This window comes from Dysgonomonas sp. ZJ279 (assembly GCF_011039205.1).
GTDB lineage: Bacteria > Bacteroidota > Bacteroidia > Bacteroidales > Dysgonomonadaceae > Dysgonomonas.
Map to the genome: position 1 here is coordinate 108,037 of NZ_JAAKEL010000006.1, position 24,217 is coordinate 132,253.

The following is a 24,217-nucleotide window of genomic DNA, read 5'->3' on the forward strand; positions in this document are numbered from 1 at the left end:
TTACGTTTAGCCTTTTTCTTGTTTTGCATATAAATATACACAGCAACACTGCTTGCCGCAGCTAATAAAGACACTGCTAATATTTTCTTTGTCATGGCTTTTATAGTTAGGATGTTAATATGTTTTAGTGAAGTAAAGTTAGTAACAAAAGTTGAGAAAAAATTTAATTCCCTATAAAAAAGAAATAAGGAATCAACTGAAAAATTGACTCCTTATTTTTTATAATTTTACAAGGCTATACCTTCTTTTTGTTTAAGCCTTAAAATATCTTCAGCAGCTTTTTGCTCTGTTTTGAACTTCCGCTCTTGAGCCTTTTTCCAAGCTTTCTCCGTTGCTTTTATTAGGTCTTTCTCTGCCTGCCTCTTAGCTTCTATAATTTCTTTTTCAGCTCTTAATTCGGCGTCTTTTGATTCCTTTTCAGCATTCATTTTAATTTTTGCAATCTGATCTGCCGTTTTAGCAGTTACAACAATTTCTCTTGCATATACTCCAGAAGACATAGATAGTGTTGCTAAAAAAAATAATCCTAATAATACTTTTTTCATAATTTCAAGTTTCTGTTAAGTGTAGTTATTGCTAATAATGTAGTTTTCAACCATCCCAATCGCTCTTGGTTTGCATCCTAATACGTCACAAAGATACAATAAAGATTTCTTATGTATTGAGATGAGTATTATATAAAAAATATCTATTATTTATTCTTAAATATTTATATACTATATGTCTTGTATAAATATTTAATCTTTCCCAAAAAAAGTAATGTTTGCGATAGGTATTATGCAAAAAACAACAAAAGGCTATCCGAAACGAATAGCCTTTTGTTTATATTGAATTATGTTATTCTTATAATTCGAGGATATTTAGAACCCTTTTCACAACACCTGTATTAGACTTTACATAATCTCCTGCATGAGCACCTGCAGCTTCGAGTGTATTACTGTATTGAAGGAATTCATCCATCAGCCCCCTAAAATCTTCCGCATTGGCAATCGAATATCCCCCACCCTGCTCTATAAGCTGGTGAGCTTCACGAAACTTCTTGAAATTAGGACCAAATATTACCGGTATATCATATACTGCCGCCTCCAACAAATTATGTATTCCTACTCCAAATCCACCACCAATATAGGCAACCTGCCCATAACGATAAATAGATGATAATAGGCCAAAGCTATCGATTATCAAACAATCATAATCACCTACATTTTCGGGAATTGCCTGAGAATATCGAATATATGGGCGACGAAGGATGCTCTCTATATACTTCAAATGAGCTTCATCAATTTCGTGAGGTGCAACAATCAGTTTCAGATCGGCTGTCATATTAAAGTAAGAGATAAATACATCTTCATCTTTAGGCCATGAACTTCCGGCAATCAATATTGTTTCGTTCTCTTCTTTTGCCTTACGTGCAAATCTCTCTACTACAGGTAATTGCTTGGCTTGCTTTTGAATATCCATTACCCGATCGAAACGAGTATCTCCGCATACTTCTACATTTATAATTCCTATTTTAGCCAACATTACCGCAGAGTTCTCATCCTGAAGACAAATACGACTATACAACTTTAGCATATTACGCATAGGTTTTCCATACCATCTGAAAAATATTTGCGTCGGACGAAATATTGCAGATACCATATAAGTCGGAATACCCAATTTATGTAACTGATTAATATAGTTGTACCAAAATTCGTACTTGATAAAGATTGCCATCTTAGGTTTTGCCAGTTTGAGAAACTTTTTAACCTTATGTTTTTTATCGAAAGGTAGATAACAAACAATATCAGCCAACGGATAATCTTTTCGGATTTCGTATCCCGATGGAGAAAAGAATGTAAGGAGAATTTTATAATGAGGATGGCTCTTCTTTACCTCTTCCATTATAGGTCTGCCTTGTTCAAACTCGCCTAATGAGGCAGCATGAAACCAAATATACTCGGCATTGCAGTCTATTTCATTTTTCAGTTTAGTATAGACCTCCTTATGTCCCTCAAGCATCTTACGCGCTTTTGTATTAAAAGGCGATACAAGACGAACAATAAATGCGTAGAGGTATATAGCTATGTTATAGAGTAGCATTACAAAATATTATTTAATATCGTGAACGGCCTTTTCAAGTCGTTTTATTGTTTCTTCTTTCCCGATTACGGCTGTTATATCAAACATATGTGGTCCTTTCGATTCACCAACAATGGCTAAACGGAAAGCATTCATTATATTACCCAAATGATATTCTTTCAACTCTATCCAGTCTTTAACTATTATCTCTTGATTATGAGCCGAGAAATCGCTTATGTTATTTAAAACAACAATCAGCTCATTTAGTTGAGCAGCAGAATCTTCTTTCCAGCGTTTTTTTACAACTTTTTCGTCATACGATGTAGGAGCCTCAAAGAAAAAGAAAGATTGATCCCAAAGTTCTTTTACAAAATTGACACGCTCCTTCACAAGTCCAACAACTGTCTCGATGTAATCAAGCGGAAAATCTACTTCTTTTTCCTTTAGGTAAGGTAAGTATAATTTTGCAATCTCTGCATCTGATTTCTTCTGAATGTACTGATGGTTGAACCATTTACCCTTTTCGTAATCAAATTTAGCACCACTTTTACTACATCTTTCGAGTGAAAATAATTCTATCAGCTCATCTAACGACATTATCTCCAAGTCATTTCCCGGATTCCATCCAAGAAGTGCCAAGAAATTAACGACAGCTTCGGGCAAATATCCACTTTCGCGATATCCTGATGATATTTCGCCTGTTTTAGGATCTTTCCATTCTAATGGAAAAACAGGAAAGCCAAGACGATCTCCGTCACGCTTGCTCAGTTTTCCATTTCCTTCGGGTTTAAGCAATAGCGGAAGATGTGCAAACTGAGGCATTGTTTCTTCCCAACCGAAAGCGCGGTATAGCAATACATGTAATGGTGCAGATGGTAGCCATTCTTCACCACGTATCACATGCGTAATTTCCATCAAATGATCATCCACTATATTTGCAAGATGATATGTCGGCAGGTTGTCAGCCGATTTATATAGTACTTTATCATCCAGTACAGATGAGTTTATCTTTACCTCTCCACGAATAATATCGTTTACAAGTACATCTTCATTAGGCTCTATCTTGAAGCGAACAACATACTGATTTCCTGCATCTATGAGATTCTGAACCTCATCTTTAGACAAAGTCAATGAATTCCGCATCTCGCCACGAGTAGAAGCATCATATTGAAAGTTTGCTATCGCAGCACGTTTAGCATCCAATTCTTCAGGAGTATCGAAAGCAATGTAAGCTGCGCCTTTCTCTAATAGGCTATCAACATATTTTTTATAAATCTCTTTTCTGTCAGACTGGCGATAAGGGGCGTAACCTCCACCGATATGAGTACCTTCGTCAAATTTTAAGCCTAGCCATGTAAGGGCTTCGATAATATATTCCTCTGCTCCGGGAACAAAGCGCTGTGAATCGGTATCTTCAATACGAAGGATGAAATCTCCTCCATGCTTTTTTGCGAAAAGGTAATTGTATAATGCTGTGCGTACACCACCTATATGCAAAGCTCCTGTTGGGCTGGGTGCAAAACGCACTCTGACTTTTTGAGACATAATAATTATTGTTTATAAGAGACTGCAAAAATATATAAAATATTCTAAAGAGACTGCGAGGCTTCAATTTAATGTAACAATATGTTGATTAATAAAATATTTTAGTTTCCATATTCATAAATACACTGATTATTATATCATCATACAATAGACATCATGTTTGCCACTTTCGAGAAATTATTCATCAAAAAATAGTAGCTTTGTAATTCATAAACCGTTCAATCAGGTGACTTTGAATAAGAAAGATTCTTCATACAATCAGATTGTTAAAGCAACTAGCATATACAGTGGTTCGCAAGCCATCAACATTGCCTTGGGGCTTATCCGAACCAAGGTAATAGCTATTTTGCTTGGTCCTGCAGGAGTCGGGCTTATAGGCGTGTATCAGTCGATGATCGAAATGATTCGTTCTCTGGGCACCCTCGGTATGGAACCGGGAACTATAAGAGAAATAGCAAAGGCGGCAAATGAAGAGGATAAACATCTATTAGGTAAATCTATCTTTGTTTTCGACCGTTGGTTTGTGTTTGCTGCCTGCATAGGTATGTTTATATGCATTCTTTTTTCGTACCCCCTTAGCTATTGGATATTTGATGATAAAGAACATGCGCTACCTATTGCATTGCTTTCCATAGCTGTATTTTTTGCAATTATTACTATCGGCAGGTCGGTTATCTTACAAGGAATGCGTAAAATATCCTATCTGGCGAAAGCCACAATAGGCGAAAGTATGCTTGGTTTACTGATCATTATCCCTATCTATTATTTCTTCGGTATAGCGGGGGTTATCCCAGCTCTCATAATAAATAGCCTGATTGTTTATTTTTGCATCCACTACTATTATAAGAAGTTGGAAGTTCGCTCTGTATCTGTTCCTTTTTCGGAAGTTGTCAATACAGGTAAAAGAATACTTAAGCTTGGGCTATTTGTTCTTGTGGCTGGAGTTGTTAATGCAGCAAGTATGTTTATTGTCCGCACTTACCTTGCACATGAATTGGATTTGAGTACTGTCGGTTTATTTCAATCGGCATGGACCATCACAAGTGTTTATGTTGCACTCATATTAGGCTCTACCCGAACCGATTATTTCTCACGCTTATGCTCTATCATCGATAACAAAGCTGAAACAAAGAAACTGGTTAATGAACAATCGTATATCGTACTTGTTATTGCTGCGCCTGTAGTTATCGGACTTCTGCTATTTTCCCATCTAGCACTTTTCTTACTCTATTCTTCTAGATTTACCGGCGCAGGAGAGATATTACAGTGGATGGTAATAGGGACATACCTGAAAATATTAGCGACACCTATTGCGACCATATTATTAGCAAAAAGCAAAGGCAGATTATATCTATTCTCGGAAGTGCTGTTCTTTGCAACCTATCTCCTATCTTGTTATCTACTATTCCCCCAGATGGGAGTAGCAGCAACAGGTTTTGGTTATCTCATTGCTTATGTAGTCTATTTATTTGCAATATTTATTATTTGCAATAATATATCGGGGTTCGCATGGAGCATCGATGTATTGAAAATGATAGCCGTTAATGCATTATTCATCACCATCGCACTATGTATAACACATATTCAGTCCGAATATATACTTATATTTGGATGTGTATTATTTTTTCTATCACTCATATATGCCTTTCTGAAGTTGAAAAGGGTATTCTCTCTAAATGAATTAAAAGACTGGTTTAGAAAAAAATAAATAGATGGATTAGGGCTTATCCGTTGTATTATATGTTATTATCTTTGATATTAAGGCCTAAAAAATATTCCGGTAAAAAATAAACTTGTAAATTTGTGCTTAAAACCATATCATTATGGATCTGATAAATAAAATAAAAGGGAAGATAAATATAAATATACCTACCCCGGGACTTTTCATTATAGCGATTTTAGTCATTATGTATTTCTTACCTCGCGAGGGTAAATACAAATACTCCTATGCTGAAAACAGACCGTGGCAATATGGACTGCTTACAGCTCCTTTCAACTTTAATATCCACAAATCGGAGAGTCAGGTACAAGGCGAGAAAGATAGCATAATGGAATCTTATCAGCCTTACTACTCTATGGATCCGGATGTTATGAAAAAGACAATATCGCTATTCGATCAGGATGCCAGAGCTAAAAGCGTTTCGAGCGAATATATAAACTATATAAACAGAAAACTACAAGAAGTATATAAGGCAGGTATTATATCAGCAGAAGATTATGATAAGGTACAGCTTCTTAACAAAAAACAATTGCTCATCAGCAATGAAAATCATATTTATGCGGCACGGCATATCGCATCATTTTATACGCCCAAATTAGCTTATGAGAAAATATTCAGTGATGCTCCATCTTTCATAAATCCGACAAATCTCAAATCGCTGAACCTAAACGACTATCTGGCAGTAAATGTAATATATGACGAGAACACGTCAACAAAAGTAAAACAGGAACTGCTCAAGCAAATCGCTCTATATGAAGGTGAGGTGCAGCTAGGCGAAAAAATTATAGACAGAGGAGAAATAGTAGATTCCCGTCTCAAAGATATTCTTGACTCGTACAGCCGTGAAGTGGAAAGTAAGGTCGGCACTAAAGCGAAACCCGGATGGCTCATCGTTGGCGAACTTATTATGATTTCGCTTCTGATGATGACGTTGATGGTCTATCTCAAATTCTACAGAATAGCAGAGTACAATAAGCGTAAAAGTATAATTTTCATCCTTTTGATGGTAATTATATTTCCAATCATAACGGGATTTATGGTCGATCATAAAATGTCGAGCCTGCTTTACATCATTCCGTTTGCCATACCAACGATCTTGCTTCGTACATTTATAGATTCACGAACGGCAATGACAGCTCATGTAATAACAGTGCTTATCTGCGCCTTGATGATGCCTATTGCTCAAATCGCCCAGTTTGTATTCTTGCAACTACTAGTGGGCTATATGTGTATATTCAGTTTAAGAAACCTTTCAGAACGTTCTCAGTTGGTATATTGTTCTTTATTTATACTCTTGACCTACATGGTTTCTTATACCGGATGGATTTTAGCTACAGAAGGCGACTTCACTCTGATTAAAGAAAATAAGTGGATATATGTTTATTTCTGTATCAACTTCGTATTTGTTTCGTTTGCCTACTTATTAGTTTATGTTTTCGAGAGGACATTCGGATTCATCTCTGAGGTGAGCATGATAGAACTTTCCAATACAAACAGGCCATTACTTCAAGAACTATCTGAAGTGGCACCAGGGACGTTCCAGCACTCCATGCAAGTCTCTAACCTTGTGGTGTCGGCAGCTCATCGTATTGGAGCCAATGCAGCATTGGTTCGCACAGGAGCTTTATACCATGATATAGGTAAAATGACTAATGCAGCATTCTTCACAGAAAACCAATCGCAGGGTATGGATCCTCATGCCGGGTTAACCGAGAAGGAAAGTGCACATATCATTATCGGACATGTTGAAGAAGGTGTTCGTATAGCGAAAAAACATAACTTACCTCAGCAAATAATCGATTTCATACAAACTCATCATGGTAAAGGGAAAGCTAAGTTCTTCTATAACTCATATGTGAACAGTCATCCTGACCAAATAGTAGACATAGCCGATTTTACATATCCGGGACCAAACCCTTTCACTAGAGAGACTGCTTTGCTAATGATGGCGGACACAATAGAGGCCGCATCCCGAAGTTTAAAAGAGTACAGTCCCGAATCAATTACCGACCTAGTAAATCGATTAATAGATATGCAAGTAAGTGATGGCCTGTTTAAGAATGCTCCTATTACATTCAAAGATATAGAGGATGCAAAAGAAGTCTTTTGCGAAAAACTGATAACAATATACCACACCCGTATTAGTTATCCCGAATTGAAAAAATAATAACTATTTATATAACACTTTAAGAGAAAAAAACTATGAAAAAATTGTTTGTGCTGTCCCTATCTCTATTGATGGCATGGAGTGCATGGGCACAGGAAACTGCCTCAGGGTATCAATTTTCGATTGTAAAAGAGAACCCGATTACTTCAATCAAAAATCAAGGTAGCAGTGGTACTTGCTGGTGTTTTTCCGCACTAGGTTTCATCGAATCTGAACTTATCCGTAAAGGCAAAGGAGAGCACGATTTGTCGGAAATGTATATCGTAAGACGCAATTATGCAGATAAAGCACAGAAATATGTGCGCCTGAACGGTTCACTTAATTTCGCTCAAGGTGGTGCATTTTCGGATGCAATAGAAACTATCAACGAGTACGGAGTTATGCCTAACGATGTTTACAAAGGGCTTAACTATGGTGAAGACAGTCACAAACACAGCGAGGTAGAGGCGATATTAACAGGATATGTGAAAGCAGTAACAGCAAATAAGAATAAAAAATTATCAACAGCTTGGTTTGCCGGATTTAATGGTGTGCTGGATGCTTACTTCGGGGTAGTTCCTACCCAGTTCGATTACAGTGGAAAAACGTACACTCCACAGTCTTTTGCTAAATCCCTAGATTTAGATTCTAACGATTACATATCACTTACATCATTTACTCATCATCCTTTCTACACTTCATTCCCAATAGAAGTTCCTGACAACTGGCGCTGGTCTTTATCTTACAACCTACCGATAGATGAATTGATGCAGGTTTTTGATAATGCGCTAGAAAATGGTTACACCGTGGCTTGGGCGTCGGATGTAAGCGAAATAGGATTCACCCGTAATGGTATTGCTGTAATCCCGGACGAGGCTGCTACAGAAAATGCAGGTTCGGATCAAGCACATTGGTTAGGACTATCGGTTGGTGAAAGAACCAATCAATTAAAAGCTAAAGTCGACCTTTCTCCGCTGAAAGAGAAAGTAATCACACAAGAAATGCGCCAAATTGCATACGATAACTATGAAACAACCGATGACCACGGCATGCAAATATACGGTATTGCCAAAGATCAAAATGGAACAAAATATTATATGGTGAAGAACTCATGGGGTGACGCCGGAAAATACAAGGGAATCTGGTATGCTTCTGATGCTTTTGTAAAATATAAAACTATAAGCATGGTAATTCACAAAGATGCTTTACCAAAAGATATAGCAAAGAAATTAGGCTTTAAATAAGCTATACTATTCAGAATAAACGAAAGCACAAGCCTATTAGACTTGTGCTTTTATTTTTTTCCAATACTATGAAGATAAAGTTAATACTCGTCTTCGTTAAAGAAGAAGTCCTCTTTACTTGGATAGTCAGGCCAGATATCTTCGATTGTATCGAAAATCTCATCCTCATCTTCTATCTCTTGCAGATTTTCTATTACTTCCATAGGCGCTCCCGAGCGCTGTGCGTAATCAATCAGCTCTTCTTTGGTTGCAGGCCATGGAGCATCTTCTAGTTTTGAAGCTAATTCAAGGGTCCAGTACATAGTTTGTTATTTTATTGATTATTATTTTATTAATTATTTTACTTTTCGCAAAAATAAAATATTATTTGATATATGTAGCATTAAAATGGATTAATTATTGGATAATTTCCTGATTCCAGAATATCTCCTTACCATTCTTGTTACATTCCTTTCTTGATAAGAGAAAAAAGTAATCGGAAAGCCTGTTAACAAATGTCATAATATTGTCATCTACAGGAAATTCCTCTTTCACTCTATAAATACAGCGTTCGGCTCTTCGGCATACAGTACGACAGATATGTGCTCGAGCAGCAGCTTCACTTCCACCCGGCAAAACGAACTGACGGAGGGGAGGTAACTCACTATCCATTCTATCCATTTCATTTTCAAGCAAAGCAATATCTTTATCGATTATGATGCTTGCAGCCTTCGGCGAAATTGCTTCCGTTTCGGTAGCAAGATAAGAACCTACTGTGAATAATTTATGTTGGATATAAGAAAGTATTTTTAAGTCTCCTTCATCCTCTATCTGACAGATAAGAGAACCCGTAAAAGAATTCAACTCATCGATAGTACCATAAGCCTCCAATCTTATATGGGCTTTGGCTACACGCTTGCCACCCACAAGAGACGTCTTGCCCTTATCTCCTGTTTTAGTGTATACTAGGCTTTTTTTCATTGTTGATTATTAATTAAGTAAAGTTGGAATGTCAACACTGCATTCTTTTCTAATACCTCTCAGATCGCATTATCAAAATATAGAAAAGTATTATATATTACCTTAAAAACTAATCTGATAATTCCAGCGATAAAGTTTACGGTCGAAGAATACAATTCCTATATTGAATAGATCTAGTACAGCAGTCCGCGATTCCATATCCATAATACTCTTCCATAACATTTGATGGCGCTTATTTGTTCGGATATCTTTCACAATAATAAACGTTCCTTCATGAATGAGTGGTAAAATATAATTTACCAGATTACTATTCAATTTATTATAATTATTCAGATCGATAAAAATACAATCTTGCTTTTTATCTAAGACCGGCAACCCATGGGTATTCAAATTGATCTTTCGACCCCATTCTTTATATATTCTTTGCGCCCTCGCTATTTTTTTCACCGACAACTCAGCGCAATTGCAATCTATTTTGCTGGATGGTGCAGTTAAGTATATCGTATTGACACCTGTCCCCGACCCTATTTCGAGTATTTGCTTTGCCTCAAAATAATTGACTAATCTAAAAGATAATAGATTGTATTTCCTTTGAGAATAATCAATATTCGGAACACTATCCAAATAAGCCTGTATATCTTCGTAAGCATGATAAGGTGTTTTCTCTTCTATAACCTTATTTATGAGATTAAATACAAATGGCGAATGAATACCATGTCCTCGATGATGGCGTATTTTATATAATAACTTTAACCCTGTTCGGGATAGTCGGTATATACGGGGCATAGGATTAGAATAGTTTAACGTAGTAGGTTAACTTGGCTGAAATAACTCTATTTGCCGAACGATTAAAATAATCTGATTTTCTATTGTTATAAATATCTCCAAATCCGAAGCTATATCTGCCTTCTAAACTGAAATTGCCTATACCGGTTCTGAACTCAAGTCCCATACCAGCCATAAGTCCATAGTCCAGCTTTTTCTCTGCCTTACGAAAATACTGATATGTAGGGCTAGTCGCACTGACTTCACCACTAGCCAGATAGTCGGCAAAAGCATCATTCATTTTCTCACTATCACTGATCAAGTAAGCTATTTTAGGTCCCAGATTAATAAAATATCGAATCTTGTTTCCAAAATATATATGAGTAAGGAGTGGTAATTCGATATAATTCAATTGATGCGAATGAGAAAATTCAGGTTGCTCTTTAAAACTTTCAGCCCATCCTTGTTGTATGTAATTTAACTCGGCAATTACCCCCAGATGATTTTCGGTAATATATCTTACTGAAACTCCACCGTGAAATTGATTGAGATTTTTAGTACTGACAGAAGGATCGAAATCAACAGCCGAAAATGTAGGACCAAATCCTATACCCACATTCCATTCGGGTTTAAACTTCTCTTGTCCACTAATATTCAGCGTATACAGGCAAGCCAAAATTAAACTTAGTACTATTTTTCTCATCATTTATTACTGCAATCAATTTTTTCGATACTCGAGTCCGTTTTATAATGAACGAAGTATAAACCATTATTGATATATCCGCCACGAGCATTTACTTTGCTAAAATGCATCGCCAACTGAAGTGTTGGCACCCTTAGAGACGATATTCCAGATTCAAAATTATTCCCATACCTGTTTAGTGCCGTAAGGAAGTAAAGCCCCGAATCGTATCCTAGGTAACCGTATTTAGGATAAGAGTTTATAAGACTCTTTGTATACCATTTCTTGTATTGCTCTATAAAATTTTGCGCTGATTCCTGCTGCTCATTAAGATAGAATATACTGTAAATATATGCATTGTAATTATGAAAATTTTCCGTATACGAAGAGTAAGTTTGCCATTCAGGATATCCGAAAAGAGTCATTGATGTTCCCTCCGGAATAGATTTGAGAGCAGGCATTAACCTCCTTAGAGTCATTTCTGACGATGAGGTCGGGATCAGTATATTCTTCTTCGAAACGGCCAATACTTTTTCCAGATCAGTGATTAAACTGGCTGAACTAGCTGTTGTTTCATACGATATATTTGCTTTTGCCAATTCCTTCTTCAGTACACTTACAAAATCTGATTTATTATTATCCGATCCTGCCTCCGACACAAAGATGACATTGTAGTCTCTAAATCGGCTAATGAAAGCCTCTGAAATATCCGAATATAGATTTGAATGAGAGTTAGTAGCCTGATATAAAAATGGGTTTGAATCAACTTCTGAGCCGGCAGAACCAAAAGGTATTATATATTTAATCTCTTTCTTTTTAGCAAATTTAGACAGAACCTCTATTTGCTGTTTTGATATTCCGCCGATAATTAAGCTTAAACTATTTGCTTCGGTAGTACCAAGTATACTTTCCAAGCGCTTTGTGTTCTTTTCGGAACCGATATCAAATGTATATATTTCAGCATTCAGTCCTTTTTCCTTTAGCTCTTTTACTGCTAAAAGAAATCCCTCATAATATTCTATTATTTTCTCTTTCTGAATACTTCCGCCTTCTTCAAGAAATGGGAGTAAGATCCCTATGCGCACCACATTATCTTTATGGTTGACTATTGTACTTGTAGCGGCAACATCCTTAACAGCAACAGGAAGAGGTGTTACTTGTTTTCTGGGAATAGAAAGCATCGATCCCTCTTTCAATCCTTTATCACTCAATGACGGATTGCTATTGAACAAGGTTTCTATAGATACATCATAAGCCTTACTAATACTGTACAATGTCTCGCCTTTCTCAACCTTGTGTTCAATATTTGGATTAGCGAATCCCGATTTTACCAATTTATCATAAAGTGGTATCAGTATTGTTTTACCTGCTTTAAATGTACTCTCATTCAAGCCAGGATTGGCTGCAACGAGATCTTCAATGGTTATTGTATATTGACGAGAGATACCATAAAGTGTTTCTTGCGATTGTATAGTATGGTTCTTATAACCACTTACTACTTCTTTAGCTTTAGGTATCAAAAGTTTATCTCCTGCTTTTATACCCTTTTCAGCCTTCGGATTCAGGCGATATATCTCCTGCACGGTCGTATTGTATGCCGAAGCTATGGAATATGCAGTCTCGCCTTTAGCTACGATATGAGTTTGATAATCTTGCTGAATACCAGTTATAGAATGATCTATAAGACTGGGTTCTGTGTATGTAAGCTTCGCCGATAGTCCATTTGTTACGCCGGCTATAAATATCAGAGATAAAAATATGCTTCTTAATTTCATGCTAAAAATTTGTTAGTACGAAACACAAAAGTACTAAAAAAAATAGACTGTTTCTTAGTATTTATTATTTATACTTATCCCAAAGAGCAGAGTGTACTATTTCACGGCTTCTGTTCACTAACTCAGGGATACCCTCATCTGTCAGGCCTACAGTCCGAATCGGCTCGTGGATTATTAATTCAAGCCTACCCGGGTTAAATAGGTAAGTATGTATCTTCATTACATCAAAAGGACCATTAACAGTAACAGGAACTACAGGCAATTTCATTTCTTTGGCAATTACAAACGCCCCACGTTTAAAACGTCCCATGTGCCCCGTATATGTCCTTGCACCCTCTGGAAATATAGTCATTGAAACATCTTCTCCTAATTGAACCTGAGCATTAATAATTGTTTCTTTCATCGACACCAGACTCGACTGATCTACAAAAACATGTCCCGCAATCTCTGAAGCCTTCCCTACAAAAGGAATTTTACGAAGTTCTTTCTTTTGCACCCATTTTATATCCTTTCCTATATATCCATAGATAAGAAAAATATCGAATGCACTTTGATGATTAGGTACAAATACATACGATTGATTTTTATCCAGTTTTTCAAGACCAGTCACCTTTATCCGACAAAGGGCCAGCCTGCAAGCAAGTTTCGACCAATAGCGCGGAGGATGATTACCCCAGAATTTAGGATCACCTAGCATACAACCCAGCATTACTGTAACTGCGGTAACAATAGTCGCCAACAGAAAAATAGGCGCAAAAATAAATAATTGATATAAAAAGATAATTATCTTCCTCATGCTAGAAACATTCAGTTTGTTATACAAAAATACATCTTTTATCAAAATGTTTAGACTATGAGGCATTATTTTCAGAAATAGACGGAATATATAGCCCACAATGTGTTAAATTCACTCAAAGAAATATCTCATATATTATTATCCAAAAAAACACTACTATCTTTATACTTAAAACTAGTTTAACCATAGATTGTTATAAAAGAATAACAAAATATTTTATTTAACTCTAGGTACAACTAAGGCTCTTATTCTTACTATCTTTGTACATATAGAAAGCAATTACAAAAATGGACTTTAAATTAATATCTGATTACAAGCCAACCGGTGATCAACCCACAGCAATATCGGCCCTTGTAGAAGGACTTGAACAGGGCATATCAGCACAAACACTTCTAGGTGTAACCGGTTCGGGCAAAACCTTCACCGTAGCAAATGTAATTAAAGAAGTAAAACGACCTACTCTCGTTCTGTGTCACAACAAAACTTTAGCAGCTCAACTATATAGTGAATTTAAAACATTTTTTCCCGAAAATGCAGTAGAATATTTCGTGTCTTACTATGATTATTATCAGCCCGAGGCATACATTCCTTCTACTAATACATATATAGAAAAAGACTTATCGGTAAACGATGAAATAGAGAAGTTACGTCTTGCAACGACCACATCTCTTCTCTCGGGAAGACGCGACATAATAGTTGTATCGTCAGTATCATGCCTTTATGGAATGGGTAACCCTGAAGACTTCGAGAATTCGACCATACAGATAAGTGTCGGTAAGAAAATCGGACGCGATAATTTTCTGCGTTCGTTAGTCGATGCCCTTTACTCAAGAAACGAGCATCAACCCGAAGCAGGAAATTTTAGGGTCAAAGGCGATACTGTCGACATCTTTCTGGCTTATGGTACAGCAATGGTTCGTGTTGTATTTTGGGGAGACGAAATAGAGAGTATCGAGAGTTTCGATCCCGACAATGGAGCACGTATAGAACGCTTCGACGAGTATATATTCTATCCTGCAAACTTATTTATAACTACCAAAGAACGCATACACAGAGCTATAGACGAGATTGCTATAGACCTTGGTCATCAGGTCGAATACTTCAATTCAATAGGTCAGCCCTTAGAAGCTAAACGCCTGTATGAACGAGTAACCTATGACTTAGAAATGATTCGTGAAATGGGGCATTGTTCAGGCATAGAAAACTACTCACGCTATTTTGATAACCGTAAAGCCGGAACACGACCTTTCTGTTTGCTTGATTTCTTTCCTAAAGATTTTTTATTGGTGATCGACGAAAGTCATGTAACGATACCTCAAGTGCGCGCCATGTACGGAGGAGACCACTCCCGTAAAGAAAATCTTGTAGAATATGGCTTTCGGCTGCCATCGGCGCTGGATAACCGTCCACTGAAATTTGAAGAGTTCGACGCCCTCGTTCCTCAAACGATATATGTAAGTGCAACTCCTGCCGATTATGAACTTATAAAAAGTGAAGGTGTAGTTGTAGAACAGCTAATACGCCCGACAGGACTGCTTGACCCTCCTATCGACGTTCGTCCGAGCCTAAATCAGATTGACGATTTGATGGAAGAAATACAGCTAAGAATAGAAAGGAATGAACGAACTCTGGTTACAACCCTGACCAAAAGAATGGCCGAAGAATTGACCAACTTCCTAAATGATAGTAGTATAAAATGCAGCTATATACATTCCGATGTTGATACCCTCGATAGGGTTACGATTATGGACGGACTACGTGCCGGAGAGTTTGATGTATTGGTAGGAGTCAACCTGCTACGAGAAGGTCTCGATTTGCCCGAAGTATCACTGGTTGCTATTCTGGATGCAGATAAAGAAGGATTCCTGCGTTCGCACCGCTCACTAACTCAGACTGTCGGGCGTGCTGCACGTAATGTCAACGGACGTGTTATATTTTATGCAGATAGAATAACCGATAGTATGCAAAAAACTATTGACGAAACAAATCGACGACGCGAAGTTCAGATGGCATATAATGAAGAACATGGTATAACACCCCAACAGATTACACGATCAAGGGTATCAGCATTTGCCAAAAGAGATGGAAAAGAGGGCGAAGTAAGACCATACGCCGAAGTTCAAACACTGACAATAGCTGCTGAAGACAAAGTACAATATCTGGATGCGAGCGATCTGAAGAAGTTGATTACCCAATTGAAAAACCAGATGAAGCTTGCAGCAAAAAAACTCGAATTCTTAGAAGCTGCTCAATATCGTGACCAGATAATCCGTTTGGAAGATTTATTGAAGAGCAAAAAATAATATTCTAAAAAAACTTTCAAAAATCTGTAACCAAATAGAACTGAGTATAGTCATATTTGCAGAAACAGATTATTAACAATAAAATTGAAACATTATGGCAGATATTTTAGGAGAATTAGTTCCTATCATTGCAATCATATGTGCAGTTGGACTACCAGTTAGCCTCGGCATGTATTTAGGATTGATAAGTATTCGAGCAAGATACAGGGAACGCATGGAATTAATAAAACAAGGTATTGTTCCACAAAATGCGCCTAAGCCGACACCCAACAAATACAGAGCGCTCCGTAATGGATTTTTATGTATTGGGGTTGCTCTAGGTTTGATCATCGGATTTGTAGTTACACAATGTGCGACTTATACCGAAGAAGCTGAAGCTTTAATTATCGGATCGTCAGTATTATTTTTCCTTGGAATAGCCTACGTACTTTTTTACTTTGCTACCAAGAATAACAAAGAAATCGACTCTGATATTGAATGATAAACGAAAAGCTACAAATACAAAGAATACTGAAGGGGGATACGTCCGCCTTCGGTCATTTTGTAGATACCTATCAGGATATGGCTATAACCATTGCTTATCGTGTCTGTGGAAACAAACAGGATGCAGAAGATATAGTGCAAAATGCCTTTGTTAAAGCTTTTCATAATTTACATACATTCCGTTCCGACAGCAAATTCTCTACATGGTTCTACCGTATCGTCTACAATACAGCAATCAGCGAGATAAAGGGCACGAATTTCAATACCGAATTTGTCGATTACATGCAAATGGAAACTGACAATTCATATTCTGATTGGGATACAATTGAGCAAATTGAAGAAAAAGAACGGAAAGCCAGTTTGAGTAAAGCAATGGATACACTGCCCAATGATGAGAGCCTCCTCCTTACTCTGTATTATCTTGATGAAAATTCGGTGAAAGATATTGTAAAGATAACAGGTCTGACCGAAGCAAATGTAAAAGTAAAACTCCATCGGGCACGAAAACGGCTTGGGGAAACAATAAATCAAATGGTACGGCAAGGAGAAATATAGTTGAATAAAACTTTTAAACAACGTACTTATTTATTACTTTAGCAATCACAATACTCAAAGGATGTTACAATTAGCAAGAAGTATAGCATTTTAAACATCTCACGATATTCAATACAACGGACATGAATGAAAACAATATAAACATGCAAGACGATAAATTAAAAGCACTTTTATCCGGAACAAAGATAAAAGCCAGCGACAATTTGAAGTTTAGGATCATGCAGCAAATCAATACAGAAAAAGCATTGTCGAGAAAGAAAGCAACTCAATCTCGACCTGTACTAAGCAATATGTTCACTGTATTCGGCATCATGTATGCAATCATTGCTGTTATTGGTTTTGGAATATACTCTTCTGCCGGAATGGAGGGTCTGTCATCCACGTCTTTTTATATACCCGTAATACTGGTATCTTCCATCTGCGCAATGTATTGGACAATAACCAGCATCGACGACCGACGACAATCCAAGAAACACATAAAAGAAAATTAATGAAACAGACCTTACTACTTATTTTACTACTACCTTTCATTTATTCGTGTAATCAAAAGCCAAAAACCGTTGCTGAAATCGGAGGAACAATTATAGATTGCAGGTTCAGCGACATGGCTCTCAACAACGAAACGCCTCAACAGATCACGTCGATATTGCAAGAGCGACTTCGCCACCTGGATGGTGCAATCACGCCCACTGTCAGTTACAACGAGTCAGATTCGGTATTCCATATTGAAATACCGGGACTTCCTTATTTAAGTGCTGAAATGCTCCTTGCTCATGGGCGAATGAATATTAGTGAGATATGCCAACTAGAAGATCTGATTAGATTGCAGAATGCAGCCAATTCGAAATGTATCGATTCATTGTTAAGTTATTACAATTACACTCGTGTTGATTTCAGACTCGGCTATATGCACACAGCTATATTGACCGATGTTTCTGTATTTAACATCCACCATGTGGATAGCATTATAGAAGTTCTTAATATAAAATCTATTTTACCCGATAATATCGTTTTCAAATGGGGAATGGCTTATGAAAAAAGAGCCAACCTCTATATTGTGAAAAACTCTTCGGGAAGTATCGACTTAAATAGAACTCATAAATCGAGTAAAATTGAAAATTCAGATTCCGGATATCCCGGGGCAGCCTTATCAATCTCACTGAACGAGGCTGGTGCGAGAAAATTTGAAACTCTTACAGAACTTAATATTGGACAGCCTCTAGCAATCACGGTTGATGATTTTGTTCTATCGGCTCCCACCGTTAGCAGTAAAATTGAAGGGGGATCACTTAGCATTTCAGGAGCTTTCGATCACAATCAGATAGCAGTCTTTCGCGCATTACTCAACGGAGGTGTTATAGCAAGCCAAGCAAAAATTGCATCTGTAGATTATGTTGAACGTAAAAAAGAAAAATGGTTTTAAATTAAATACGAAACAACCATATATCAAAATACATAAAAGCCGGTAAAGGATTCTTTACCGGCTTTTATTTTATCTTAAACTGCAATGCAGCAGATTGATGTTTATTACATCATACCGCCCATTCCACCGCCACCCATAGGAGGCATAGGGGGCATTGAGTTGTCTTCTTTCTTATCTGCGATGATACACTCTGTAGTTAAGAACATACCTGCAATTGAAGCAGCATTCTCTAAAGCTACACGAGTCACCTTAGTAGGGTCAATAACACCCGCAGCATTCAGGTTCTCATATACATCTGTACGAGCATTGTAACCGAAGTCACCTTTACCTTCACGTACTTTTTGTACCACTACAGCACCTTCTTTTGCAGAGTTAGCTACAATTTGGCGAAGAGGTTCTTCGATAGCGCGTTTTACTATTTCGATACCTGTAGTCTCGTCATCACTTGCACCCTTAAGGTTTTCAAGCACTTCGATAGCACGGATATATGCTGTACCACCACCAGGAACAGTTCCTTCTTCGATGGCAGCGCGAGTAGCAGATAGAGCATCGTCTACACGATCTTTCTTCTCTTTCATTTCCACTTCAGAAGCAGCACCAACGTAAAGAACAGCAACACCACCCGACAATTTAGCCAGACGCTCTTGAAGTTTTTCACGATCGTAGTCAGAAGTTGTTTTCTCTATTTGAGTTTTGATTTGACCTACACGATTAGCAATTGCAGCTTTATCGCCTGCACCATTTACAATCGTAGTAGCATCTTTGTTGATAGTTACTTTGTCAGCAGTACCAAGCATATCGATAGTTGCAGCCTCTAGTTTGATACCTTTTTCTTCTGAGATTACGATACCACCTGTAAGGATAGCAATGTCTTCCAACATTTCTTTACGACGGTCGCCAAATCCCGGAGCTTTTACAGCAGCTATTTTCAAGCCTGCACGCAAACGGTTTACTACCAATGTAGTTAATGCTTCAGAATCGATATCTTCGGCAATGATAAGTAATGCACGACCCGATTTAAGAGCAGCTTCAAGAATTGGAAGAATATCTTTCAATACTGAAATCTTCTTGTCATAAATCAAGATATAAGGATTCTCAAGGTCAGCTTCCATTTTTTCTGTGTCAGTCACAAAATATGGAGAGATATACCCTCTGTCGAATTGCATACCTTCTACTACGTCAACATAAGTTTCAGTACCTTTAGCTTCTTCTACAGTGATAACACCTTCAGTGTTTACTTTACCCATAGCTTCTGCAATCAGTTTACCGATAGTCTCATCACCATTAGATGATATTTTAGCAACGTTTTCGATTTTGCCAAGATCATCGCCGATAGCTACAGATTGAGCTTTAAGACTCTCTACAACTTTGGCAACTGCTTTGTCAATACCGCGTTTCAATTCCATTGGGTTAGCACCTGCTGTTACATTTTTAAGACCTACACTTATAATCGATTGTGCAAGAACAGTAGCAGTTGTAGTTCCATCACCTGCATCATCATTAGTTTTAGAAGCGACTTCTTTAACTAATTGAGCACCCATATTTTGGAAAGGGCATTCTAATTCTATTTCCTTAGCCACCGATACACCATCTTTAGTGATAGCAGGAGCTCCGAATTTTTTCTCGATAATTACATTGCGACCTTTAGGTCCAAGTGTTACTTTCACTGCGTTTGCCAATGCGTCAACACCCTTTTTAAGTTCATCGCGGGCATCTATATTAAATAGAATTTCTTTAGCCATAATTCTTATATTTTTATTAGATTATTAAATTAATTTTAGACAGTTCTTAGATAATTGCAAGAATATCCGATTGACGCATAATAAGATAAACTTCGCCATCAAGATCAATTTCAGTTCCTGCATATTTGCCGTAAAGAACCTGATCTTTAGGTTTTACAATCATTTCTTCATCCTTTGTGCCATTACCAACAGCTACAACTTCACCTTTCAATGGTTTCTCTTTTGCTGTATCAGGAATGATGATACCGCCAACAGTTTTTTCTTCTGCAGCAGCAGGTTTAACAAGTACTCTGTCTGCTAATGGTTTAATACTCATAATACTTTAATGTTTTTATAGGTTATTATTTTTATATATTGATAAATTATTTTCACAAAAGCATTAGCGAAATACGTGCCAAACATTAATTCTGACAAAAATGCATATCAGATGCAAAACAATGTGACAGTCTGTCTTTTTATAGTGACAGCCCAATAAAATGAGGCTAAAGATAATTAAATAATAGCGTATATTGTTTCCTGATAAACTCAGTTTTAAATACTTTACTTATATTTGTAGCTATTTAATTAATATTTATCATATTATACTTTTCTAAATGAAAAAAATCACTCTTCTCCTATCTATCATTGCAATAGTATTTTCGTCGTGTAAAGACAAAAATGCATATACCATCAATGGTAATTTCAATGCGACAAATCTCGATGGCAAAATAGTTTATCTACAAGCAATGGACGATTTCAGCCAAATGGAACCAACTGTTCTGGATTCGGCAACAGTCAAAGACGGAAAATTCCATTTTGAAGGAATTGCCGGTGAAAAACCTGCTATCAGATTTATATCATTAGGTAAATTAGCAGAAATGGAGACTCCTGACCCAAATCAAGCAACAGTAGCAACTTTTGTACTTGAGCCGGGAACTATAGACATATTATTAGATAAAGCAACTCTCGAAATAAAAGGCACACCTCGTAACGATGCTTTTAATAAAGTACATGCTCTTTCGAACCAGATGGTAGCATTATACAAAGAAGTTTCTGACGCAGGCGGAGTAGCTGGAGTTCCTCTTGACTCTAACGGACTGGATGCAAAAGCCAGAATGGAAAAAATAATGAAAGATATGCAAGATGTAAACTATCAGTTTACAAAAGAAAATATGAATAATCCTGTAGGAGAATTTATTTTCTTGTCATCTGCAAGATCATTCGAAGAAGATCAAATTAAAGAACTTATTGCTCTTAGCGACAGCTCATTCCAAAACAAACCGGAAATAAAAGATCTATTAGGCATGTTCGAAATGCAATCTCAACGCAATGCTGATGTTTTGAACCAACCGTATAAAGATGTACAGCTAACAGACCAAAATGGAAAATCTGTAGCTTTATCTACTTATGTAGGAAAAGGAAAAGTTGTATTTCTTGATTTCTGGGCATCATGGTGTGGTCCGTGCATGCAGGAAGTACCTCATTTAGTACAAGCGTATGCTAAATACAAAAGTAAAGGATTCGAGATCGTAGGTATTTCTCTCGACGATGATAAAGCAGCATGGACAAGTGCAATTAAGACAAACAACATGTCTTGGACACAATTAATAGATGCAGATAAATCGGCAGCAGAAACTTATGGAATAAGTGCGATTCCTTATACTCTATTGGTTGACGGAAACGGTACTATATTAGCTATGAACCTAAGAGGTGACGACTTAGATAAAAAACTAGCCGAACTTTTGAAGTAATTTAACTGTTAATACATAGATTAATAAGCACAAAGTTATAAACGTATGAAAAAGTTATTATTATTTTCTGCAGTCGCGATCTTAATGTCATCGTGTGTAGAGAAAAAGGAATTTACCATCAACGGTAATATGGGTGATGATGAGTTTGAAGGTCAACAAGTATACCTGCAAGAGGTAGGCGCTGATTGGAAAGAAAAAATCAATATTGATACAGCTATTATCGAAAACGGAGCATTTACATTCAAAGGTGTTGCCAAAGAGTCTAATGTTGTCCGATTTATTGTTTTAGCTGAAGCTGATGCAAGACGCAAGGTGCCTGCAACAGTTATAATTGAACCGGGAATTATTCAACTATCATTCGATAGTATTCCGACTGTAAAAGGAACACCGGCTAATGACAGCTATCAGGCTTTTGCTTCTAAAGCAAATGCTATTAGCCAAGAACAAAAAGCCATATACGAGAAAAGCAAGCAAGATACTGCTAATGTAGCACTTCAGGCTGATCTAGAAAAACAATATGAAGCGAAAGATGCCGAAATGAAGACAATTCTTTACGATTATGTAAAGGCTAACATTCAAACACAAGTAGGTACATACTTCTTTGCAACAAGAGCTTATCAATTCAGTTTGGATCAACTCAAAGAGCTATTACCATTGGTTAGCCCTGAGTTCAAAACAAATGAAAGAATACTAAGCATGGAAAAACGTGCACAGGCTCTTGAGGCAACTCAGGTAGGCAACTCGTTTGTAGATATAAAAGGAAATGTTCCTGACGGAAAAGAAGTAGCTTTATCCGACTATGCCGGTAAAGGCAAATATGTACTTGTAGATTTCTGGGCATCATGGTGTCCTCCTTGCCGTCGTGATATGCCTATATTAGTAGAAGCATATAAGAAATACAACAGTAAAGGTTTAGAAATAGTAGGCGTATCGATAGATGATGACAAAGCAGCTTGGGAAAAAGGCATCAAAGACCTGAATATTACATGGCCGCAAATGTCTGATCTTAAAGGTTGGAAAAGCGACTTATCTAATGCATATGGTGTAGCATCGATACCCCATACTGTATTATTAGACAAGGAAGGCAAAATCATTGCTAAAGACCTTCATGGCAAACAAGTAATGGACAAGCTGGACGAATTGTTTAAATAAAATAAGCCGGTTTACAAAAACGTAACGAATGAAAAAATTCGCACTTATAATGATATCCCTGCTTATTGCAGGGAATATCTTTTCACAGAACAGGGAGTTTACCTTAAACGGTAAGCTCCCAAATTCGCTTAAAGATGGGTGGTCTGTATATCTATATAGCCTGTCTGAGCAAGACATGTCCCCTATATTATTGGACAGCACAAAAGTCGAGACTGGTCAATTTTTAATCAAAAATACGATAGACAATAGTCAAGAGCTTAAGATCGTAAGGCTTGTCGATCCTACTGGTGAGAAAGATGTGGTAAATCATCTAATTATTGAACCCGGTACGATCGATCTGTATATTGACGATACTTTTATAGTAAAAAATTCTCCTGCGAATGAAAACTATGCAGCTTTCAAAGAAAGTTTAGATACTATATCTTACAAAATGAAGGAAATCAATCAAGCTATGCAAGCTCCGGATGCTTCACCAAGCCTTGCACAAGATTTTGATTCGTTAGCCGATCAGTTTCAAAAGGAGACTTTCAACTATATATATAAAAATATAGACAACAAAGTGGGTGAGATTTTCTTCCTCTCGTATGGTAGTTATCTCCGTCCTGAACAAATTAAGGAATTATACGATTCGTTGAGACCTGCATTTCAAAGCACAAAGATGGTGAAGTATCTGATGGACACCTATGTAAACACAAAAGAAGATGTAGTGATAGGTAGTAAATTTATAGACGTAGAGCTATCAACTCCTGCCGGAAGTAAAGCCATGATGAGCGATTATGTAGGTAACGGAAAAGTGGTACTGATAGATTTCTGGGCTTCGTGGTGTGGACCATGTATCAAGGAAATGCCACAGATTGTTAGCTTATACAACAAATTCAAAGACCAGAATTTTGAGATAGTCGGTGTATCTCTCGACGATCACAAAGGCCGTTGGACAACAGCTATCGACAGGATGAATATGACGTGGATCCAGCTATCCGATTTTGGCGGATGGGACAGTGTAGCAGCACGCCTCTACGGGGTATCGCAGATCCCTCAAAGTTTCTTGGTAGACAAAGATGGAACAGTAGTTGCACACGACTTGCATGGAAATGAACTAATCAGAAAAATAGAAAGTTTACTGAAAGAAGAATAA

Annotated in this window: 22 protein-coding genes; 11 read left to right on the forward strand and 11 right to left on the reverse strand. The window is 37.1% G+C overall.

All coding sequences use genetic code 11. The features are described 5' to 3' along the window. Positions 1 to 227 precede the first annotated feature (227 nt). The 3 genes from G7Y57_RS09510 to gltX all read right to left on the reverse strand — a co-directional run bounded on the left by G7Y57_RS09510 (position 228) and on the right by gltX (position 3,609). Positions 228 to 545: a hypothetical protein gene (locus G7Y57_RS09510; protein ID WP_165022938.1), complete on the reverse strand. Its 318-nt coding sequence runs from the start codon at positions 543 to 545 to the stop codon at positions 228 to 230. Between the two features lie 298 nt (positions 546 to 843). Then, positions 844 to 2,082 (reverse strand): 3-deoxy-D-manno-octulosonic acid transferase, encoded by a 1,239-nt coding sequence (locus tag G7Y57_RS09515; protein WP_165022941.1) that lies wholly within the window; start codon positions 2,080 to 2,082, stop codon positions 844 to 846. A gap of 9 nt (positions 2,083 to 2,091) precedes the next feature. Further along, complete coding sequence (gene gltX / locus G7Y57_RS09520) at positions 2,092 to 3,609, reverse strand: glutamate--tRNA ligase (protein WP_165023246.1); 1,518 nt, start codon at positions 3,607 to 3,609, stop codon at positions 2,092 to 2,094. A gap of 223 nt (positions 3,610 to 3,832) precedes the next feature. Here gltX and G7Y57_RS09525 point away from each other — a divergent pair, with 223 nt between their 5' ends. The 3 genes from G7Y57_RS09525 to G7Y57_RS09535 all read left to right on the forward strand — a co-directional run bounded on the left by G7Y57_RS09525 (position 3,833) and on the right by G7Y57_RS09535 (position 8,716). Then, on the forward strand, positions 3,833 to 5,314 hold the full coding sequence (locus tag G7Y57_RS09525; RefSeq protein ID WP_255491393.1) for an O-antigen translocase: 1,482 nt from the start codon (positions 3,833 to 3,835) through the stop codon (positions 5,312 to 5,314). A 115-nt stretch (positions 5,315 to 5,429) separates the two neighbouring features. Then, positions 5,430 to 7,493 carry an HD family phosphohydrolase gene (locus tag G7Y57_RS09530; RefSeq protein ID WP_165022947.1) on the forward strand — a complete coding sequence of 688 codons (2,064 nt, stop codon included), beginning with the start codon at positions 5,430 to 5,432 and terminating at the stop codon, positions 7,491 to 7,493. A gap of 35 nt (positions 7,494 to 7,528) precedes the next feature. Beyond that, a complete protein-coding gene (locus G7Y57_RS09535; RefSeq protein WP_165022950.1) occupies positions 7,529 to 8,716 on the forward strand; it encodes an aminopeptidase C in 1,188 nt (395 codons plus the stop codon). 80 nt (positions 8,717 to 8,796) lie between these two features. On the opposite strand, the gene G7Y57_RS09540 is transcribed toward G7Y57_RS09535, so the two are convergent. From G7Y57_RS09540 to G7Y57_RS09565, 6 genes are all read right to left on the reverse strand, one after another. Then, positions 8,797 to 9,018 carry a DUF2795 domain-containing protein gene (locus G7Y57_RS09540; protein WP_165022953.1) on the reverse strand — a complete coding sequence of 74 codons (222 nt, stop codon included), beginning with the start codon at positions 9,016 to 9,018 and terminating at the stop codon, positions 8,797 to 8,799. A 94-nt stretch (positions 9,019 to 9,112) separates the two neighbouring features. Further along, complete coding sequence (locus tag G7Y57_RS09545; RefSeq protein WP_165022956.1) at positions 9,113 to 9,676, reverse strand: cob(I)yrinic acid a,c-diamide adenosyltransferase; 564 nt, start codon at positions 9,674 to 9,676, stop codon at positions 9,113 to 9,115. Positions 9,677 to 9,778: 102 nt separating this feature from the next. Then, positions 9,779 to 10,462, reverse strand: coding sequence for a class I SAM-dependent methyltransferase (locus tag G7Y57_RS09550; protein ID WP_165022959.1), 684 nt, complete (start codon positions 10,460 to 10,462; stop codon positions 9,779 to 9,781). A 4-nt stretch (positions 10,463 to 10,466) separates the two neighbouring features. Continuing rightward, complete coding sequence (locus G7Y57_RS09555) at positions 10,467 to 11,147, reverse strand: porin family protein (RefSeq protein WP_165022962.1); 681 nt, start codon at positions 11,145 to 11,147, stop codon at positions 10,467 to 10,469. Further along, positions 11,144 to 12,898 carry a LysM peptidoglycan-binding domain-containing protein gene (locus G7Y57_RS09560; RefSeq protein ID WP_165022966.1) on the reverse strand — a complete coding sequence of 585 codons (1,755 nt, stop codon included), beginning with the start codon at positions 12,896 to 12,898 and terminating at the stop codon, positions 11,144 to 11,146. The genes G7Y57_RS09555 and G7Y57_RS09560 overlap by 4 nt, the downstream gene beginning before the upstream one ends. A 64-nt stretch (positions 12,899 to 12,962) precedes the next feature. Further along, entirely contained in the window at positions 12,963 to 13,694 is a 732-nt protein-coding gene (locus tag G7Y57_RS09565; protein WP_165022969.1) for a lysophospholipid acyltransferase family protein, read from the reverse strand. A 287-nt stretch (positions 13,695 to 13,981) separates the two neighbouring features. On the opposite strand from G7Y57_RS09565, the gene uvrB reads away from it, so the two are divergent. The 5 genes from uvrB (at position 13,982) to G7Y57_RS09590 (ending at position 18,458) form a co-directional block, all read left to right on the forward strand. Then, positions 13,982 to 15,997 (forward strand): excinuclease ABC subunit UvrB, encoded by a 2,016-nt coding sequence (gene uvrB, locus G7Y57_RS09570; RefSeq protein WP_165022972.1) that lies wholly within the window; start codon positions 13,982 to 13,984, stop codon positions 15,995 to 15,997. A 169-nt stretch (positions 15,998 to 16,166) separates the two neighbouring features. Next, a complete protein-coding gene (locus tag G7Y57_RS17970; protein WP_317167533.1) occupies positions 16,167 to 16,478 on the forward strand; it encodes a DUF6249 domain-containing protein in 312 nt (103 codons plus the stop codon). After that, positions 16,475 to 17,035, forward strand: a complete 561-nt coding sequence (locus G7Y57_RS09580; protein ID WP_255491395.1) for an RNA polymerase sigma factor — start codon at positions 16,475 to 16,477, stop codon at positions 17,033 to 17,035. The genes G7Y57_RS17970 and G7Y57_RS09580 overlap by 4 nt, the downstream gene beginning before the upstream one ends. Before the next feature lie 122 nt (positions 17,036 to 17,157). Then, the gene (locus G7Y57_RS09585; RefSeq protein ID WP_255491396.1) at positions 17,158 to 17,526 is read left to right on the forward strand and encodes a hypothetical protein; all 369 of its coding nucleotides are present in this window, start codon (positions 17,158 to 17,160) and stop codon (positions 17,524 to 17,526) included. Continuing rightward, entirely contained in the window at positions 17,526 to 18,458 is a 933-nt protein-coding gene (locus G7Y57_RS09590; protein ID WP_165022975.1) for a SecDF P1 head subdomain-containing protein, read from the forward strand. Before G7Y57_RS09585 ends, G7Y57_RS09590 begins: the two co-directional genes overlap by 1 nt. A gap of 104 nt (positions 18,459 to 18,562) precedes the next feature. Here the strand turns inward: G7Y57_RS09590 and groL are convergent, their stop codons facing one another. Both groL and G7Y57_RS09600 read right to left on the reverse strand, forming a co-directional pair. Then, positions 18,563 to 20,200, reverse strand: coding sequence for a chaperonin GroEL (gene groL, locus G7Y57_RS09595; protein ID WP_165022978.1), 1,638 nt, complete (start codon positions 20,198 to 20,200; stop codon positions 18,563 to 18,565). Between the two features lie 46 nt (positions 20,201 to 20,246). Then, positions 20,247 to 20,516 carry a co-chaperone GroES gene (locus G7Y57_RS09600; RefSeq protein WP_165022981.1) on the reverse strand — a complete coding sequence of 90 codons (270 nt, stop codon included), beginning with the start codon at positions 20,514 to 20,516 and terminating at the stop codon, positions 20,247 to 20,249. 277 nt (positions 20,517 to 20,793) lie between these two features. Between G7Y57_RS09600 and G7Y57_RS09605 the strand changes: the two genes are divergently transcribed. The 3 genes from G7Y57_RS09605 to G7Y57_RS09615 are packed head-to-tail and all read left to right on the forward strand — an operon-like array spanning position 20,794 to position 24,217. After that, on the forward strand, positions 20,794 to 21,930 hold the full coding sequence (locus G7Y57_RS09605) for a TlpA disulfide reductase family protein (protein ID WP_165022984.1): 1,137 nt from the start codon (positions 20,794 to 20,796) through the stop codon (positions 21,928 to 21,930). 45 nt (positions 21,931 to 21,975) lie between these two features. Next, the gene (locus G7Y57_RS09610) at positions 21,976 to 23,082 is read left to right on the forward strand and encodes a TlpA disulfide reductase family protein (protein WP_165022987.1); all 1,107 of its coding nucleotides are present in this window, start codon (positions 21,976 to 21,978) and stop codon (positions 23,080 to 23,082) included. 28 nt (positions 23,083 to 23,110) lie between these two features. Further along, entirely contained in the window at positions 23,111 to 24,217 is a 1,107-nt protein-coding gene (locus G7Y57_RS09615) for a TlpA disulfide reductase family protein (RefSeq protein ID WP_165022990.1), read from the forward strand.

Coding starts and splice junctions, on each gene's coding strand:
- G7Y57_RS09510 (WP_165022938.1), bottom strand. CDS start 545: ATGAAAAAAGTATTATTAGGATTATTTTTTTTAGCAACACTATCTATG.
- G7Y57_RS09515 (WP_165022941.1), bottom strand. CDS start 2,082: ATGCTACTCTATAACATAGCTATATACCTCTACGCATTTATTGTTCGT.
- G7Y57_RS09530 (WP_165022947.1), top strand. CDS start 5,430: ATGGATCTGATAAATAAAATAAAAGGGAAGATAAATATAAATATACCT.
- G7Y57_RS09535 (WP_165022950.1), top strand. CDS start 7,529: ATGAAAAAATTGTTTGTGCTGTCCCTATCTCTATTGATGGCATGGAGT.
- G7Y57_RS09540 (WP_165022953.1), bottom strand. CDS start 9,018: ATGTACTGGACCCTTGAATTAGCTTCAAAACTAGAAGATGCTCCATGG.
- G7Y57_RS09545 (WP_165022956.1), bottom strand. CDS start 9,676: ATGAAAAAAAGCCTAGTATACACTAAAACAGGAGATAAGGGCAAGACG.
- G7Y57_RS09550 (WP_165022959.1), bottom strand. CDS start 10,462: ATGCCCCGTATATACCGACTATCCCGAACAGGGTTAAAGTTATTATAT.
- G7Y57_RS09555 (WP_165022962.1), bottom strand. CDS start 11,147: ATGATGAGAAAAATAGTACTAAGTTTAATTTTGGCTTGCCTGTATACG.
- G7Y57_RS09560 (WP_165022966.1), bottom strand. CDS start 12,898: ATGAAATTAAGAAGCATATTTTTATCTCTGATATTTATAGCCGGCGTA.
- G7Y57_RS09565 (WP_165022969.1), bottom strand. CDS start 13,694: ATGAGGAAGATAATTATCTTTTTATATCAATTATTTATTTTTGCGCCT.
- uvrB (WP_165022972.1), top strand. CDS start 13,982: ATGGACTTTAAATTAATATCTGATTACAAGCCAACCGGTGATCAACCC.
- G7Y57_RS17970 (WP_317167533.1), top strand. CDS start 16,167: ATGTATTTAGGATTGATAAGTATTCGAGCAAGATACAGGGAACGCATG.
- G7Y57_RS09580 (WP_255491395.1), top strand. CDS start 16,475: ATGATAAACGAAAAGCTACAAATACAAAGAATACTGAAGGGGGATACG.
- G7Y57_RS09585 (WP_255491396.1), top strand. CDS start 17,158: ATGAATGAAAACAATATAAACATGCAAGACGATAAATTAAAAGCACTT.
- G7Y57_RS09590 (WP_165022975.1), top strand. CDS start 17,526: ATGAAACAGACCTTACTACTTATTTTACTACTACCTTTCATTTATTCG.
- groL (WP_165022978.1), bottom strand. CDS start 20,200: ATGGCTAAAGAAATTCTATTTAATATAGATGCCCGCGATGAACTTAAA.
- G7Y57_RS09600 (WP_165022981.1), bottom strand. CDS start 20,516: ATGAGTATTAAACCATTAGCAGACAGAGTACTTGTTAAACCTGCTGCT.
- G7Y57_RS09605 (WP_165022984.1), top strand. CDS start 20,794: ATGAAAAAAATCACTCTTCTCCTATCTATCATTGCAATAGTATTTTCG.
- G7Y57_RS09610 (WP_165022987.1), top strand. CDS start 21,976: ATGAAAAAGTTATTATTATTTTCTGCAGTCGCGATCTTAATGTCATCG.
- G7Y57_RS09615 (WP_165022990.1), top strand. CDS start 23,111: ATGAAAAAATTCGCACTTATAATGATATCCCTGCTTATTGCAGGGAAT.